The following is a 14,403-nucleotide window of genomic DNA, read 5'->3' as shown; positions in this document are numbered from 1 at the left end:
CCCGGCGCCCCTCATGGTCCAGATCGTGGCCCGCTGCCCGGTATGTCGCTCATGTCGCTCCCTCTGATTGCCCTGTTCCTCGCCGCCTTCGCCTTCGGCACAACCGAATTCGTGATTGCCGGCATATTGCCGGAGGTCGCTTCGGGCCTCGATGTGACTATACCGGTCGCGGGCTATTTGGTCTCCGGCTACGCCATCGGCATCGCCCTGGGTGGACCATTGCTCACGCTCGCGACAACCAGGTTATCCCGTCGCACCTTGCTGCTGGGGCTGATTGCAGTCTTCACCATCGGCCAGATTGCCTGCGCCCTTGCGCCCGGCTTTGCTTCCATGCTGATCCTGCGCGTCCTGATCGCCATCGCCCATGGCTGCTTCTTCGGGATCGCCATGGTTGTTGCGACGAGCCTGGTGGCACCAGAGCGCAGAGGGTTCGCGGTGGCGCTGATCCTTTCCGGGCTCACCGTTTCCAATGTTATCGGCGTGCCGCTGGGCGCCGCGATCGGCAACTACCTGGGTTGGCGGATGACGTTCTGGGCCATGGGCACGCTGGGAGTGCTGGCAAGTCTGGCGGTTGCCTTGTGGGTGCCCGGCACCCAGGGATCGGCGGAGGCCGGCCTTGCCCTCGGTCGCCAAATCAAGGTTCTGGGCCGCCAGCAAGCCTGGACGTCGTTGTTCCTCATGCTGATGCTGATGATCGGCCAGTTCGTGCCCTTCACCTATATCGCCCCACTGCTGCAGGAGGTCACGCGCCTCGATGCTGCATGGATCCCGTGGGTGCTGCTGCTCAATGGCGTTGGATCGACCCTCGGGGTGTTCCTCGGCGGGCGGCTGGCCGACTGGAAGCTCATGCCCGCGCTGATCGGACTGCTCGCAGCCCAGGTGGTGGTGCTGCTGGCCTTCTATCTTGCCAGCCCTTATCCCCTGCCCATGGTGGTCGCGGTGTTCGTGTGGGGCGCGTTGAACTTTGCCATCGGCACCCCGATCCAGGCCCGCATCCTTGGTTGGACCGCCGATGCGCCAGGCCTGGCCTCCTCGCTCATCCCCGCCGGGTTCAACGTCGGCATCGCGCTGGCGGCCTTCATGGGCGCCAGCATGCTCAATGCAGGCTTGGGCTATCGCAGCCTGCCGCTTGCCGGTGCCGTGGCGCTGTTGCTGGCTGTCGGTGTCGCCACATTGTCCTATGTCTGGGAACGCCGCCGGGGCGAGACGCCGCCGGCATCGGCCGGAATTGTCGCCGGGCAGTAAGCAATTGCACACCAAGTTCGGACACGTGATCGGCGGGGCTCCGGGAACGGAGTAGGATAGCAATCACCAGAGCCGTGCGCGGCTCGTCCGGACCGACAATGCCACTCGACCAACTATCGCTGCTGACCGCCATCGCCTTTTCATCGGCGGCCCTCACCATTACCCTCTTCGTGGGTTGGCTTGGCGCGCGCCGCGACACCTATCTCCTGAATTGGTCGATCGGCCTCATGCTCGTTGTGGCGGGCGTGGTCATGTTCGGCTTGCTGGCTGAGGGCTACGATCCCACATTGAATTTCGCCTCCTTCGCCCTGACACAGGGAGGCTTTGCCTTCATCTATGCCGGTGCCATCCAGTTCCGCGCCAAGCCGGTGCCCATGGCAGCAGTCGCCATTATCGGGCTGGGCCTGATCGGCCTGACAGGCGTGGCCTTTCTCGCCGGGCTGTCAGGCCTGGGCACCATCTTTGCCAACCTGAGCATGGCGCTGCTGATGGCGCTGTGCGCACGCGAATATTGGTGCGGCAGAAGCGAGTCGCCGATGCCCATGACGGCCAATGCGGCCCTCTATGCCGTTTCCGCAATCTCGTTCGTGCTCTGCGCCGCAGTGCTGCTCTCCGAGCAACGGTGGGTAATGACGGCTCAGCCGCGAAACTGGGCCGAGGACATCAATTCCATCGTTCTGATCGTGGGCATCACCGGCATCGGCGCCATCTCGTTGACGCTCAACCAATCGCGCTGGGCTCGCCATCACCGCAGCGAGGCCATGACCGATTCGCTGACCGGGCTGCTTAACAGACGCGCCCTGTTCGACAGCATGAAGACAACACTGCCTCCGGGCGCGGCCGTCATCATGTTCGATCTCGATCACTTCAAGTCGATCAACGACCAGTTGGGCCATGCCGCTGGCGACGCGGTGCTCGAAGGCTTCGCCGCGTTGGTCAAGGCCGACCTGCGCCGCGATGACATTGCCGCCAGGCTTGGCGGAGAGGAATTCTGCCTGGTGCTGCCAGACCTTACCAAGCGCTCGGCATCCGGGGTCGCCGAGCGCATCCGCGCCGGCTTCGAGGCTGCCCATTTTGCGACCGACCGTGGGATTGCCGAAACAACGCTGAGCGCCGGCGTAGCCATCAGCAGCATCGATGGCGAGCCGTTCGAGGCCGTTTTGAAACGCGCCGACGATGCGCTCTACGCCGCCAAGGCCGCTGGGCGCAATCGCGTGCACGCGCCCGCGCCCCGTCTCGTCGCCTAGGTGCTGAGCGCCGCTCGCACCTTGCCGCTCGCCTTGCCGAAGTCGATCCGGCCCGGATAGTCCACCTTGAGCTGGGCGATCACCTTGCCCATGTCCTTGGCGCCCTCCGCACCGGTGGCGACGATGGCTGCGCGGATGGCGGCTTCGACTTCTTCCTCGCTCAGCCCCTTGGGCAGGAACTCGTTGAGGATGTCGATCTCCTCCTTCTCGACGGTGGCAAGGTCGGCCCGACCCGCCTGCGCGTAGATAGCGAAGCTCTCTTCGCGCTGCTTGACCATCTTCTGGACGATGGCGAGAATTTCCTCATTGGTCGCCGGCCCGCGGTTCTCTTGGCGGATGGCGATATCCTTGTCCTTGATGGCCGCGGTGATGGCCCGGAGCGTTGCGGTGCGCCGGCTATCGCGCGCCTTGAGCGCCTGCTTGAGGCCTTCGCTGAACTCTTCGCGCATGGGTCTTGCTCCTCTTGCTATGCGTTTTGTTGGCCCCATATAGGCACAATAAGCCGTGTGCGCCACTTGCGCTGCGCCGCCCGGGCTTCTAAGGAGAAGCCTCAATCGACATCCCCTGACCCTTGGAGGCCCACCGTGACCGGCTGGCAGCAATCCCCCGCGACCGCCCTTCTGATCCTCGCAGACGGTACGCGCCTGGAAGGCCGCGGCATCGGCGCCGTGGGTCACGCCGCCGGCGAAGTGTGCTTCAACACCGCCATGACCGGCTACCAGGAAGTGCTGACCGACCCGTCCTATGCCGGCCAGATCATCACCTTCACCTTCCCCCATATCGGCAATGTCGGCACCAACGATGAGGACATTGAGACAGTCAATATGGCTGCGCTTTCCGGCGTCCGGGGTGTCGTGCTCAAGGCCGACATCACCAATCCGTCCAACTATCGCGCCGCCGAAAAGCTCGATGCCTGGCTCAAGAAGCGCAATATCGTGGGCATTGCCGGCATCGACACGCGCGCTTTGACGGCAAAGATTCGCGAGCATGGCATGCCCAACGGGGTAATCGCCCATGAGCCGTCGGGCATGTTCGACGAAGCTTCGATCAAGGCCGAGCTCAATGCCTTCCCTGGCCTTGAGGGTCTCGACCTCGCCAAGGAGGTCACGACGGCCCAGACCTACCACTGGGACCAGACCGGCTGGGCCTGGGACAAGGGTTACGGCAAGGTCGAGAATGCCGACTTCCACATCGTGGCCATCGACTACGGCGCCAAGCGCAATATCCTGCGCTGCCTGGCCGACCAGGGCGCCAAGGTCACGGTCGTGCCCGCCACCGCCACGGCTGCGGACGTGCTAGCGCACAATCCCGATGGCATCTTCCTCTCCAATGGCCCTGGCGATCCGGCGGCGACCGGCAAATATGCCGTGCCCACGATCCAGAAGCTCATGGAGTCAGGCAAGCCGGTTTTCGGCATCTGCCTTGGCCATCAATTGCTTGGCCTGGCCCTGGGCGGCACGACCTCCAAGATGCACCAGGGCCACCACGGGGCCAATCATCCGGTCAAGGACCTGACCACGGGCAAGGTCGAGATCACCTCGATGAACCATGGATTTGCCGTAGACAAGTCGAGCCTGCCGGCCGGCGTGACCGAGACCCATATCTCGCTGTTCGACCAGTCCAATGCCGGGCTTTCGGTCGATGGCAAGCCCATCTTCTCGGTGCAGTACCACCCCGAAGCCAGTCCCGGGCCGCGCGACAGCCACTACCTGTTCACGCGCTTCCTCAATCACGTCCGCGCCCAGAAAGGCATGGACCCATTGCCTGAGCACGCCGCCCCGGCGGCCTAGCGCCACTTCTCGAGGACCGGTCCGCCCTGCCCGCCAACCGGATCGGTCTGGGGCAGCGCGACCCTGGCAATGCGCTGGTCGGCCTCGGGCCGATCAGCCGGATCGCCCCGTAGAATATCCCAGCTCTGGCCGGGCGGATAAGCGCCGACCATCAGGAAAGCCGCATCCGCGCTGAGGCGCCGGTGGGCAGTGCCGGCCGGCAGCAGCACCACATCGCCTGGGCTTACGGTAAACTCCCGCCCCCCGGGGCCACCCAGCTGCAGCGTCGCCGAGCCGCTCGCGACACCCAGACATTCATGGGCCGTCGAATGGTAGTGGTGGTAATCATAAACCCCGGCGCGCCACTGGCTCGGCCAACCATTGCCGTCGAACAGGGCTTCCAGCGCCTCGGCGGAAGCTTGGTCGGGCGCTACCGCCTGCCGGTAAATCACCACCGGCAGCGCCGAATTGGGGAAGCGCCCGTCATCGGCAAAATACTCAAAACTCGTGCCGCTCAAATTCCCGATCATGGCATGCTCCCGTGCTGGCTAAGACAACGCGGGAGCCCGGCAGGCGTTCAGATCGGGGCGCCGATCTTTTCGTCACGGCAGCTACCCGCTGCGGGAATGGCGTAGCCAAGGTCGAAGCCATGCTGCCGATAGGCGGGGCTGGGTGGGGTCATGGCCCGGGGAATCGTAGCGCGCGAGGGCATCTGCGCGACATCGCTGCCTGTATCGGTGGAATCGATGGCTCGAACCACTTGCGGATCGTCCAGCAGTTCCTCGAGCCCCGCCCACTTGGTCCAGGCCCCCGCATAACAGGCGGCACGGGCACCAAGTTGCTGTTCGCGGCTGGCGCGGTCGGCGCCCGTAAGCCCGTCCAGCGTCGCAAACTGGTCCAGCGCCGCCAATACGTGGTGGCCATAGGCCAGCCCGATCAGGTAGCCCTCGGCCTTGTGGCCCTGCTCGGGAAAGGCCGCGACAAGGTCGCCATAGGCCGCCATGTCGACATAGACTGTCTTGTCTTGCGGGCAATAGAACGTCCCCACCGCAGACCCGGCCATGCCACAGCCGAGTTCGGTGCTGGAGGGAACCATCTTGAGGGTTACGGGCGGGTAGTAGACCGCCGCGCTGCGGAAAGCACGCTCCCAGAAGCCGTTGGCCTCGCGCTCTACCGCGCCCACCAGATCCTCCGGCTTGCCCTCGCCCTTGGCGATCGCGTCGAGCGCCGTCAGCGTGGTGTGCGGCAATGGCTCGGCAACCTGCCCGGTGAGCACCGTCACCGGGTTGATGCCGAAGATCATCACCACCACCACGCCAAGCGCGATGACACCGGAAAAGCCGAACCGCCGCACATGCGGCATCACGCTCTCAGGGATACCCAACACTATGCTTTCCGCCGATTGTATCGTTACACGTTACCCGAGAACGTATCACAATCGGATGGATTGCCAGAGCGATAACCGCGTTCGAACCAGGTTTTCCGCTGCGCCGACGTGCCGTGGTTGAACGTCTTTGGCACGGCAAAGCCCTGCATCCGCTTCTGCAGCGTATCATCGCCGATCTGGTTGGCCGCGTTCAGCGCTTCTTCCACGTCGCCATTGTCGAGCAGGTCTTCCTGGCCAGCATAGTTGGCCCAGACCCCGGCATAGCAATCGGCCTGCAGCTCGACGCGCACCGAATAGGCGTTGGCCTCTTCCTGGCTCATCGCCTGGCGGCGCTGGTTGAATTCGGGCAGGACGCCGGTGATGTTCTGGATGTGGTGGCCGATCTCGTGGGCCAGCACATAGGCCTGCGCAAAATCGCCCGGCGCGCCGAACCGTTCGCGCAGCTCGTCATAGAAAGCGAGGTCGATATAGACCTTCTGGTCGCCGGGGCAATAGAACGGACCCGTGCTCGAATCGGCTGCGCCGCAGGCGGTGTTGACCTGGTTGCTGAACAGCACCACCGTCGGTTCCGGATAATCTTCGCCCGAAGCCTGGAACACGCCGGTCCACAGGTCCTCGGTCTCCTTGACCACCACGCCGACGAAATCGCGCAATTCGGCCTGTTCGCCCGTTGTCGGCACCTGGCTGGATGAAGTGGCAGAGCTGCCACCGCTGCTCGAACCGCCCGTCAAAATATCGATGGGGTTGGTGCCGGTCACAGCCCAGATGATGCCCAGCACCACCACGATACCGATGATGCTGCCGATGCCGCCGCGTGATCCGCCGCCGCCCGTGGGCAGGCGGATGCCGCCACCGCCGCGCCCGAATGGGCTGCCGCCAAAGCCACCACCAAAACCGCCTTGGCTGCGTCGGTCCTCAATGTTCGAACTCTGCTGCCTGCCGCGCCATTTCATGGTCTGTGTTCTCCGAATTGTCCCCAGCGTAGCAACAAGCCGGATCGATGCAATCGGTTCCTGCGTCGATGCGAAAGTGGCACCCGCCAGTCAGCGCCCGAGGTCACAATTTGACCGCCCGGTCAAAATTCCCTAGCCTCGCTCCACTGCCGTCATCCCAGCGTCACCTATGGGCGGCATGAGCATGCGCGCTCCAGCGGAGCGACACGCCGGACCCGCGGGTCCACCGTTCGGGAGCGCGGCGCCCCCGGACCTGTTCAGCACATGAACGCTTCAGGGAGACACCACATGAATTTCCTGCCCAAGATTTCTCGACGCACCTTCCTTGCCGGCTCTGCAAGTATCGGGGCCATGGCCGCCATGCACCCGTTTGCTGCATTGGCGCAGGCCAACCAGGCGCATCTGCGCATCATGGAAACCACCGACCTGCATGTCGCCGTGTTCCCCTATGACTACTATGCCGACGCCCCCAACGAGACCATGGGCCTGGCGCGCACCGCATCGCTGATCGAGGCCATTCGGGCCGAAGCCGGCAACTCCATGCTGGTCGACAATGGCGATATCATCCAGGGCAACCCGATGGGCGACTACATCGCCTACGAGAAGGGGCTCGAAGACAACGTCCACCCCATCATCGCGGCAATGAACACGCTTGGCTACGAAGCCGCCACGCTGGGCAATCACGAATTCAACTATGGCCTGGACTATCTCGACACGGCTTTGTCGGGCGCCAACTTCCCCTTTGTCTCGGCCAACCTGGTGCGCGGCGAACTGGCTGCCGATCCGCTCAGCGACGAGACCTATATCCAGCCCTACCTGATCGTCGAAAAGGAACTGACCGACGGTTCGGGTGCCACCAAGACCATCAAGATCGGCCTCATCGGCTTCCTGCCGCCGCAGATCATGACTTGGGACGCCAGCCATCTCGCCGGCAAGGTGAATACCCGCGACATCGTCGAGACGGCCAAGGCCTATGTGCCCAAGATGAAGGAAGAAGGCGCCGATATCATCGTCGCCCTGTCCCATTCCGGCATTGCGGCCGATCAGGTGGCCGGCGCCGAGAACGCCTCCCTGCAGCTGGCCGCCGTCGATGGCATCGACGTGGTCCTGACCGGTCACCAGCATCTGGTCTTCCCGGGCCCGGACTATGAAGGCGTCGAAGGCGCCGACATCGAAGCCGGCACGCTGAGCGGCAAGCCTGCCGTGATGGCTGGCTTCTGGGGCTCGCATATGGGCCTCATCGACCTGCTGCTCGAACAGGACGCCGATGGCAAGTGGACGGTGGTGTCGCACACGTCCGAGGCACGGCCGATCTCCGAGCGTGTCGACGGCAAGGTCAATGCCCTGGTTGAAAGCGAGCCCGAAGTGGAGGCTGCCGCCCAGACCGAGCATGACGAAACGCTCGAATATGTGCGCCGTGCCGTTGGCGAAACCTCGGCACCGCTCCATTCCTACTTCGCGCTGGTGGCCGACGATCCGTCCGTGCAGATCGTCAGCCAGGCCCAGACCTGGTACGTCGCCCAGATGATGAAGGGCACCGAATGGGAAAGCCTGCCGATCCTGTCGGCCGCGGCTCCCTTCAAGGCCGGCGGCCGTGGCGGCCCGGAATATTATACCGACGTGCCGGTCGGTCCCGTGGCGATCAAGAACGTCGCCGACCTCTACCTCTATCCCAACACCATCCAGGCGCTGGTCGTGACGGGCGCCGAGGTCAAGGACTGGTTGGAGCGTTCCGCCGGCATCTTCAACCAGGTCGAAAAAGGCGCCAAGGATGCCGAGCTGATCAACCCGGATTTCCCGTCCTACAATTTCGACGTCATCGACGGCATTACCTACAAGATCGACCTGACCCAGCCCTCCAAATATTCGAGCGACGGCAAGGAAGTGACCAACCCGGACGCCAACCGCATCGTCGACCTCCAGTTCGAGGGCGCACCGATCGATCCGGAGGCCAAGTTCGTCATCGCGTCCAACAACTACCGCGCTGGCGGCGGCGGCTCGTTCCCAGGCACGGGGGCGGATCACATCGTCTTCAAGGGTCCTGACACCAACCGCGACCTGATTGTCCGCTTCATCGTCGAAAACGGCACGATCAACCCCAAGGCCGACAGCAACTGGTCCCTCGCCCCCATCGGCGACACCACAGTGCTCTTTGCCACCGGGCCGAAGGCGGCCGAGCACCTGGCCGACGTGACGGCGGTCAAGATCGAGGCGACAGGAGAGACAAACGCCGACGGCTTTGGTCTTTATCGCATCACGCTCTAAACTACCGGGGCGGCCATGGCCGCCCCTTTCTCCGAGGTACCCCATGCGCCTGGCTGCCGCTGCCGCTCTGTTCGCTTTGCTCGCTTCGCCCACGCAGGCGCAGGAGCGCACGCAATTCGTGCTTGCCATCAGCTGGCAGCCGGCCTTCTGCGAGACCCGGCCTAACAAGCCCGAATGCGAAAGCCAGACGGAAGACCGGTTCGATGCTGGCCATTTCGCCCTGCACGGCTTGTGGCCCCAGCCCCGCTCACGCGACTATTGCGGGGTGGATGAAGCGACTGTGCGCATCGACGAAGATGGCGATTGGGACCGACTGCCGGCACCCGAACTCTCTCGTGAACTTTGGGCCGAGTTGCAAGTCGCCATGCCCGGCACGCAATCGGGCCTGGAACGTCACGAATGGATCAAGCACGGCACCTGCTACGACGGCGACGCGGAGGGGTATTTCGCTGATTCACTGGCGATGCTGGATGCAATCAACAACAGCGCGGTGGCCGGGCTTTTCGCCGGCTCGATCGGCCAGCGCCTGACGCAGACCGAGATTCGCGCCGCTTTTGACGCCGCTTTCGGTCCGGGAGCAGGCGAGCGCGTGCGCGTCAGTTGCGTCGAGGATGGCAGCAGGCGGCTGATCAGCGAACTGACGATCGGCCTGACCGGTGACATTGACGGACCCGCCAGTATCGCCGACCGCCTGCAGGACGCCCGCCCGACTGACGGTGGCTGCGACGCCGGCGAGGTAGATGCGGTGGGCCTTCAATAGCCCGGGCTTACACGTTCAGAGCCGCGTCCAGTCGCTGGCGCAGCTGATGGAGGCTCTGACGCAGGGCGTCACCGGCGGCGGGATCCCCCCCTAACGCTTCGCCTACGGCCAGCGGCACTGCCATGGCTTTCGCCCGCAGCGCCCGACCTTCGGGGGTTAGATAGATGCGAACTTGGCGCTCGTCTTCCTCATCGCGCTGGCGCCGCAACAGGCCGCGGCCTTCGAGCCGCTTAAGCAAGGGCGTAATCGTGCCGGAATCGAGGAACAGTCTGTCGCCCAACGCCTTGACGGTCAGGCCATCACTTTCCCACAGCACCAGGAACACCAGGTATTGCGGGTAGGTTAGGCCAAGCGCATCCAGCCTGGGCTTATAGAAGCGGGTAAAGGCATGCTCGGCAGCATAGACCGCAAAGCACAGCATCGAATCGAGTTTGAGCGGATCAGCCTGCTCGGTCATGTGCTCACCTTCCGTTTCCAACTGCAAATTAGCATGCATTTTTCTATTGCACACAATTCAATTGTGCGCTAGGTAATTTTCACGCCGATGATTTCAACCCGCCAAAGGAGCTTTCCATGACCATCAAATCCGCCGTCTACACCGCCCATGCCCACACCACCGGTGGCCGCACCGGCACCAGTGCAACCGATGACGGCCGCTTGTCGGTGACGCTGGACACACCCAAGGAAATGGGTGGCAATGGCGGCGCCGGCACCAATCCGGAACAGCTCTTCGCCATCGGCTATTCGGCCTGCTTCCTTGGCGCCCTCAAGGCCGTGGCGCGCGGCGAAAAGGTGAAGATCCCCGATGAAGCCACCATCGACGCCGACGTTTCGTTCGGCGAAAACGCCAAGGGCCCGGGCTTTGCCATCGCCGCCGAACTCAAGATCAAGGTGCCCGGCTTCGAGCGCGCGCAGGTCGAAGATCTTGTGGCCAAGGCTCACCAGATCTGCCCCTATTCCAACGCCACCCGTGGCAATGTGGACGTGACGCTGACCGTTCTCTAAACCATCTGTGAACCATGAATTGTCGCGGCCGCCCGGACCTCCAGGCGGCCGTAACCTTGTCTGCGGCTCTTTCGAATAGACTGCACAACAGTCCAGCGAGTTCGCATGGCCATCAGCACCGACTATCCACGTCCGATCACGGTCAACGGCTCTCGGCGGCCAAGAGGAACATTGACCCGGCCGAGGCCAGGGGCGAAGTGCCTGCGGTCGCATTCGGCGGCGCGCTGGCTGATCGCGAGCGTCCGAGTAGGGTTTCTGTCGCCGACCCCGCGTTTCGTCTGCTCGATCGGTATGCCTGAATACGGGAAACTTAACGCTGGCGATTCATCGCCGGGAAAGGCAGCCAGCATAGGCTGACTCTTGCCCTTCCGCCGGAGCGACGCCTTGACCGTCCCTGCCCTCGCCATTTCACGCCTGACCAAGAGCTTCGACCGGCCGGTGGTCGTCGATCTCGACCTCACAATCCGTGCCGGCGAGTTCTATGCCCTGCTCGGTCCCAATGGCGCGGGCAAGACCACCATCCTGCGCATGGTCGCCGGTTTGTTGCGACCCGACGCTGGTGACATCGCCATCTTCGGCATCGATGCGCAGCGCGATCCCGTCGCCGCCAAGCGCGTCGTGGCGTGGGTGTCCGACGAGCCGATGGTCTATGACCGGCTGACGCCAATGGAGTATCTCGAATTCGTCGCCGGCCTCTGGCAGATCGACGGTCGCGCGGCCCAGGCCAAGGCCAATGAACTGATTGACTGGCTCGGCCTGCGCCCGCATGCCAATGACCTGTGCGGAGGCTTCTCCAAGGGCATGCTCCAGAAGGTAGCCCTGGCCGGCGCCCTGGTGCATGACCCGCAACTGATCATCCTCGACGAACCGCTGACCGGCCTCGACGCCGGTTCTGCCCGCCAGGTCAAGGATGTGCTGCTGGACAAGGTGCGCTCGGGCGTTACCGTCATCATGACCACCCATATTCTGGAAGTCGCGGAACGCATGGCCGAGCGCATTGGCGTCATCAGCCAGGGCCGGTTGATCGCCGAGGGCACGCTGGCGGACCTGCGGGCACGCATCGGCCGCGAATCGAGCCTTGAGGACATCTTTCTCGACCTCGTGGCAGCGGGCGCGGAAGTCGCATGAGCCTTGCCCCGGCCTCGCTGCCCTGGTTTGCCCGCCACGAACTGACATTGGCCTGGCGCGAGCTTGTGGCCATGATGACAGGCGGCAGCCGCAAGCGCGGCTTCGGCCTCGTGGTTTTTCTGGGCATCGTCGCCGTCGTGCTGCATCTGTTGGCCTATGGCCTGGTGGCGCGCTGGGCCAGGGGCGGCATTGGCTCTGACGCGCAGAGCCTCGTCATGCTGACCGGCACGGGCCTGCTGTTCTGGACGGTGATGCTGTCGCAGGCGCTGGAAGCCGTGACCCGCATCTATTACGGCCGTTCCGACCTTGACCTGATCCTATCCTCGCCAGCCTCGTCGCAACGCCTGTTCGCGGTGCGGACAGGGGCGGTGGCGCTGAGCAGCGTCGCCCTGACCGCCCTACTGGCCAGCCCGCTGATCAACATGCTGGCTTTGTTCGACGGACAGCGCTGGCTGGCCGCCTATGGCGTGGTGATCGCCATGGCGGCGATCTCGACGGCCCTGTCCGTGGGCATCACCATGGCCCTGTTCAAGCTGGTCGGGCCGCGCCAGACCCGCTTCATCTCGCAGATCGTCGCCGCCGTCATCGGCGCCGGCTTCGTCATCGGCGTACAGGGCGCCGCCATCCTCTACTATGGCGACTATTCGCGTTTGGCGGTGTTCCAGTCGGATGCCGTCATCAATGCTGCGCCCGGGCTCGATAGTCCGATCTGGCTACCCGCCAAGGCAGCCATGGGGGATATGACCGCGCTTCTGGTCATGCTCGGGATCGCATTGGGCGCATTGGTCCTGGCCATTGCCATATCGGCGTCGAGCTATGCGCGGCTTGCCATCTCTGCTGCCGGACTCAATCATATTGCCAGCCAGCGCAAACCGTCCGCCCGCGCATTCCGGTCGGCCTCGCAGCGGCACGTTCTGCGCCTCAAGGAATGGCGGCTGCTGCAGCGCGATCCGTGGCTGCTGTCGCAGACGCTGATGCAGATTCTCTACCTCGCGCCGCCGGCCCTGTTGCTATGGCTCAATTTCGGCAGCGATGCCGGCGCCTTTGTCGTTGTCGTTCCGGTGCTGGTCATGGCTGCCGGGCAACTCGCCGGCGGGCTGGCCTGGCTCGCCATATCGGGCGAAGACGCCCATGACCTGGTGGTCACCGCGCCGGTCGCGCCACGCACCGTGCTGATCGCCAAGATCGAGGCCGTGCTTACGGTCATTGCCGTCGTGCTGACGCCGCTGTTGCTGTTGATGGCTCTCTCCTCACCCGGCATGGCGCTGGTGACGGCCATCTTCGCCACACTCTCGGCCGGATCGGCGACCGCAATCCAGCTCTGGTTCCGCGTCGTCGCCAAGCGCTCCATGTTCCGTCGGCGCCAGGTCGCATCGCGAGCCGCCACCTTGAGCGAAGCCTTTGCCTCGATCATGTGGGCCGGCACCGGTGCGCTGGTGGCAGGCGGTGGCGGCTGGCTGGCACTCGCCCCCGCCACGATTGCCCTGCTGGTGCTGGTAGTGGCCAAGCTGATCAGCCCGCGCCGCGCCTAGTTCGCCGATTGGTTGACAGGTGCCGCCATCAATTGCACCAAGGCGGCATCTGAAGGAGGATGCAGTGTCCCAGTTGAGCTTCCGCGATGCCGAGCCGGCCGATATCGCCACCATCGTCACCCTGAGCCACGCTGGCGATGCCCGCGGCAACGACACGCCGCCGCTCGACCCAGCGACGCTCGATGATCCGCGCTACCGTGCCGCCTTCGATGAAATCAGCGCCGATCCCAAACACCGGCTTGTCGTGGCCGAGAAGGATGGCGAAGTGGTCGGCACCATCCAGATCACCATCATTCCCGGCATGCCCCGGTTTGGCATGAAGCGCGGCCTGCTGGAAAACGTCCATATCCGCTCCGACCAGCGCGGCTCGGGGCTGGGCACCCAGATGGTGACCTGGGCGATTGAACACTGTCGCGAGGCTGGGTGCGGGCTGATCCAGCTCACCTCCAACAAGGTGCGCGTGGACGCTCATCGGTTCTACGAGAAGCTCGGCTTTAGCAAAAGCCATGAAGGCTTCAAGCTGATGCTCTAGGCAGACGGCTAAAACAGGATGGCGATGCCCATGAAGGCCAGTATGATCAGCAGGACGATGCCGATCAGCATGATGGCGAAGATGATCTTGGCCAGCGTTGCGGCGCCAGCCGACAGGCGGGTAAAGCCAAGCGCGCCCGAAACGACGGCGACGATGACGAGAATGATCAACAGTTGCAGCATGACTTGACCCCTGGTGGTCCGCTTTGCTTCCCTAACGCCAGGGCATCGCGGCCGTTCCGTGATGCTGCGCCATTCGCCCCGGAGGCCAGCATGGCCGACACCGATACCAAGAAACGCACCGATACAGTCCTGAAGCCGGCCAAGCCGCCGCTGCACAAGGTGATCCTGCTCAACGACGACTATACCCCACGCGAATTCGTGGTGAGGCTGCTCAAGGCGGAATTTCGGGTGCCCGAGGCCCAGGCCAGCGTGATCATGCTGACCGCGCATACCAAGGGCGCCTGCGTGGTCGCGGTCTTCACCAAGGAAATTGCCGAGGAGAAGGCGACACGAGCCACCGACTTTGCCCGCCAGCACGGCTTTCCACTGCTGTTCAGCACGGAGCCTGAGGAGTAGCC

The 14,403-nt window shown here is 64.0% G+C and carries 16 protein-coding genes; 10 read left to right on the top strand and 6 right to left on the bottom strand.

Annotated elements, in window-relative coordinates; genetic code table 11:
- Nucleotides 1-51 precede the first annotated feature (51 nt).
- Together JI749_RS07910 and JI749_RS07905 are read left to right on the top strand one after the other, a co-directional pair.
- Nucleotides 52-1,245 carry an MFS transporter gene (locus JI749_RS07910; RefSeq protein WP_201661945.1) on the top strand — a complete coding sequence of 398 codons (1,194 nt, stop codon included), beginning with the start codon at nt 52-54 and terminating at the stop codon, nt 1,243-1,245.
- A 98-nt stretch (nt 1,246-1,343) separates the two neighbouring features.
- The gene (locus JI749_RS07905; RefSeq protein WP_201661942.1) at nt 1,344-2,492 is read left to right on the top strand and encodes a GGDEF domain-containing protein; all 1,149 of its coding nucleotides are present in this window, start codon (nt 1,344-1,346) and stop codon (nt 2,490-2,492) included.
- On the opposite strand, the gene JI749_RS07900 is transcribed toward JI749_RS07905, so the two are convergent.
- Nucleotides 2,489-2,941, bottom strand: coding sequence for a GatB/YqeY domain-containing protein (locus JI749_RS07900; RefSeq protein ID WP_201661939.1), 453 nt, complete (start codon nt 2,939-2,941; stop codon nt 2,489-2,491). The genes JI749_RS07905 and JI749_RS07900 overlap by 4 nt on opposite strands.
- Before the next feature lie 135 nt (nt 2,942-3,076).
- On the opposite strand from JI749_RS07900, the gene carA reads away from it, so the two are divergent.
- Nucleotides 3,077-4,282, top strand: a complete 1,206-nt coding sequence (gene carA, locus JI749_RS07895) for a glutamine-hydrolyzing carbamoyl-phosphate synthase small subunit (protein WP_201661936.1) — start codon at nt 3,077-3,079, stop codon at nt 4,280-4,282.
- On the opposite strand, the gene JI749_RS07890 is transcribed toward carA, so the two are convergent.
- From JI749_RS07890 to ypfJ, 3 genes are read right to left on the bottom strand one after another with little or no spacing between them, the layout of a single operon-like run.
- Entirely contained in the window at nt 4,279-4,791 is a 513-nt protein-coding gene (locus tag JI749_RS07890; RefSeq protein WP_201661919.1) for a cupin domain-containing protein, read from the bottom strand. The genes carA and JI749_RS07890 overlap by 4 nt on opposite strands.
- A gap of 47 nt (nt 4,792-4,838) precedes the next feature.
- Complete coding sequence (locus tag JI749_RS07885) at nt 4,839-5,648, bottom strand: neutral zinc metallopeptidase (protein WP_201661916.1); 810 nt, start codon at nt 5,646-5,648, stop codon at nt 4,839-4,841.
- A 23-nt stretch (nt 5,649-5,671) separates the two neighbouring features.
- On the bottom strand, nt 5,672-6,601 hold the full coding sequence (gene ypfJ, locus JI749_RS07880) for a KPN_02809 family neutral zinc metallopeptidase (protein WP_201661913.1): 930 nt from the start codon (nt 6,599-6,601) through the stop codon (nt 5,672-5,674).
- A gap of 288 nt (nt 6,602-6,889) precedes the next feature.
- Here ypfJ and JI749_RS07875 point away from each other — a divergent pair, with 288 nt between their 5' ends.
- Both JI749_RS07875 and JI749_RS07870 read left to right on the top strand, forming a co-directional pair.
- Nucleotides 6,890-8,866, top strand: coding sequence for a bifunctional 2',3'-cyclic-nucleotide 2'-phosphodiesterase/3'-nucleotidase (locus tag JI749_RS07875; RefSeq protein WP_201661910.1), 1,977 nt, complete (start codon nt 6,890-6,892; stop codon nt 8,864-8,866).
- 43 nt (nt 8,867-8,909) lie between these two features.
- Complete coding sequence (locus JI749_RS07870; protein WP_201661907.1) at nt 8,910-9,626, top strand: ribonuclease T2 family protein; 717 nt, start codon at nt 8,910-8,912, stop codon at nt 9,624-9,626.
- A gap of 7 nt (nt 9,627-9,633) precedes the next feature.
- Here JI749_RS07870 and JI749_RS07865 read toward each other — a convergent pair whose 3' ends face one another.
- Nucleotides 9,634-10,083, bottom strand: coding sequence for a MarR family winged helix-turn-helix transcriptional regulator (locus tag JI749_RS07865; RefSeq protein WP_201661904.1), 450 nt, complete (start codon nt 10,081-10,083; stop codon nt 9,634-9,636).
- A gap of 116 nt (nt 10,084-10,199) precedes the next feature.
- On the opposite strand from JI749_RS07865, the gene JI749_RS07860 reads away from it, so the two are divergent.
- The 4 genes from JI749_RS07860 to JI749_RS07845 all read left to right on the top strand — a co-directional run bounded on the left by JI749_RS07860 (nt 10,200) and on the right by JI749_RS07845 (nt 13,823).
- A complete protein-coding gene (locus JI749_RS07860; RefSeq protein WP_201661901.1) occupies nt 10,200-10,631 on the top strand; it encodes an organic hydroperoxide resistance protein in 432 nt (143 codons plus the stop codon).
- A 384-nt stretch (nt 10,632-11,015) separates the two neighbouring features.
- On the top strand, nt 11,016-11,759 hold the full coding sequence (locus tag JI749_RS07855; protein WP_201661898.1) for an ABC transporter ATP-binding protein: 744 nt from the start codon (nt 11,016-11,018) through the stop codon (nt 11,757-11,759).
- Nucleotides 11,756-13,291: a permease gene (locus tag JI749_RS07850; protein ID WP_201661895.1), complete on the top strand. Its 1,536-nt coding sequence runs from the start codon at nt 11,756-11,758 to the stop codon at nt 13,289-13,291. Before JI749_RS07855 ends, JI749_RS07850 begins: the two co-directional genes overlap by 4 nt.
- A 64-nt stretch (nt 13,292-13,355) precedes the next feature.
- The gene (locus JI749_RS07845) at nt 13,356-13,823 is read left to right on the top strand and encodes a GNAT family N-acetyltransferase (RefSeq protein ID WP_201661893.1); all 468 of its coding nucleotides are present in this window, start codon (nt 13,356-13,358) and stop codon (nt 13,821-13,823) included.
- Between the two features lie 8 nt (nt 13,824-13,831).
- Here the strand turns inward: JI749_RS07845 and JI749_RS07840 are convergent, their stop codons facing one another.
- Entirely contained in the window at nt 13,832-14,005 is a 174-nt protein-coding gene (locus JI749_RS07840; RefSeq protein WP_201661890.1) for a DUF1328 family protein, read from the bottom strand.
- Nucleotides 14,006-14,095: 90 nt separating this feature from the next.
- Between JI749_RS07840 and clpS the strand changes: the two genes are divergently transcribed.
- On the top strand, nt 14,096-14,401 hold the full coding sequence (gene clpS, locus JI749_RS07835) for an ATP-dependent Clp protease adapter ClpS (RefSeq protein ID WP_201661887.1): 306 nt from the start codon (nt 14,096-14,098) through the stop codon (nt 14,399-14,401).
- Nucleotides 14,402-14,403: the final 2 nt, after the last annotated feature.

It is taken from the genome of Devosia oryziradicis, assembly GCF_016698645.1.
Classification (GTDB): domain Bacteria; phylum Pseudomonadota; class Alphaproteobacteria; order Rhizobiales; family Devosiaceae; genus Devosia; species Devosia oryziradicis.
This window is presented reverse-complemented; position numbering and strand designations above follow the sequence as displayed.

What these genes read in the sequence shown, in the direction of transcription:
- JI749_RS07910 (WP_201661945.1), top strand. Translation starts at nt 52, where the DNA reads ATGTCGCTCCCTCTGATTGCCCTGTTCCTCGCCGCCTTCGCCTTCGGC.
- JI749_RS07870 (WP_201661907.1), top strand. Translation starts at nt 8,910, where the DNA reads ATGCGCCTGGCTGCCGCTGCCGCTCTGTTCGCTTTGCTCGCTTCGCCC.
- JI749_RS07865 (WP_201661904.1), bottom strand. Translation starts at nt 10,083, where the DNA reads ATGACCGAGCAGGCTGATCCGCTCAAACTCGATTCGATGCTGTGCTTT.
- JI749_RS07840 (WP_201661890.1), bottom strand. Translation starts at nt 14,005, where the DNA reads ATGCTGCAACTGTTGATCATTCTCGTCATCGTCGCCGTCGTTTCGGGC.
- JI749_RS07905 (WP_201661942.1), top strand. Translation starts at nt 1,344, where the DNA reads ATGCCACTCGACCAACTATCGCTGCTGACCGCCATCGCCTTTTCATCG.
- ypfJ (WP_201661913.1), bottom strand. Translation starts at nt 6,601, where the DNA reads ATGAAATGGCGCGGCAGGCAGCAGAGTTCGAACATTGAGGACCGACGC.
- JI749_RS07860 (WP_201661901.1), top strand. Translation starts at nt 10,200, where the DNA reads ATGACCATCAAATCCGCCGTCTACACCGCCCATGCCCACACCACCGGT.
- clpS (WP_201661887.1), top strand. Translation starts at nt 14,096, where the DNA reads ATGGCCGACACCGATACCAAGAAACGCACCGATACAGTCCTGAAGCCG.
- JI749_RS07875 (WP_201661910.1), top strand. Translation starts at nt 6,890, where the DNA reads ATGAATTTCCTGCCCAAGATTTCTCGACGCACCTTCCTTGCCGGCTCT.
- JI749_RS07850 (WP_201661895.1), top strand. Translation starts at nt 11,756, where the DNA reads ATGAGCCTTGCCCCGGCCTCGCTGCCCTGGTTTGCCCGCCACGAACTG.
- JI749_RS07900 (WP_201661939.1), bottom strand. Translation starts at nt 2,941, where the DNA reads ATGCGCGAAGAGTTCAGCGAAGGCCTCAAGCAGGCGCTCAAGGCGCGC.
- JI749_RS07890 (WP_201661919.1), bottom strand. Translation starts at nt 4,791, where the DNA reads ATGATCGGGAATTTGAGCGGCACGAGTTTTGAGTATTTTGCCGATGAC.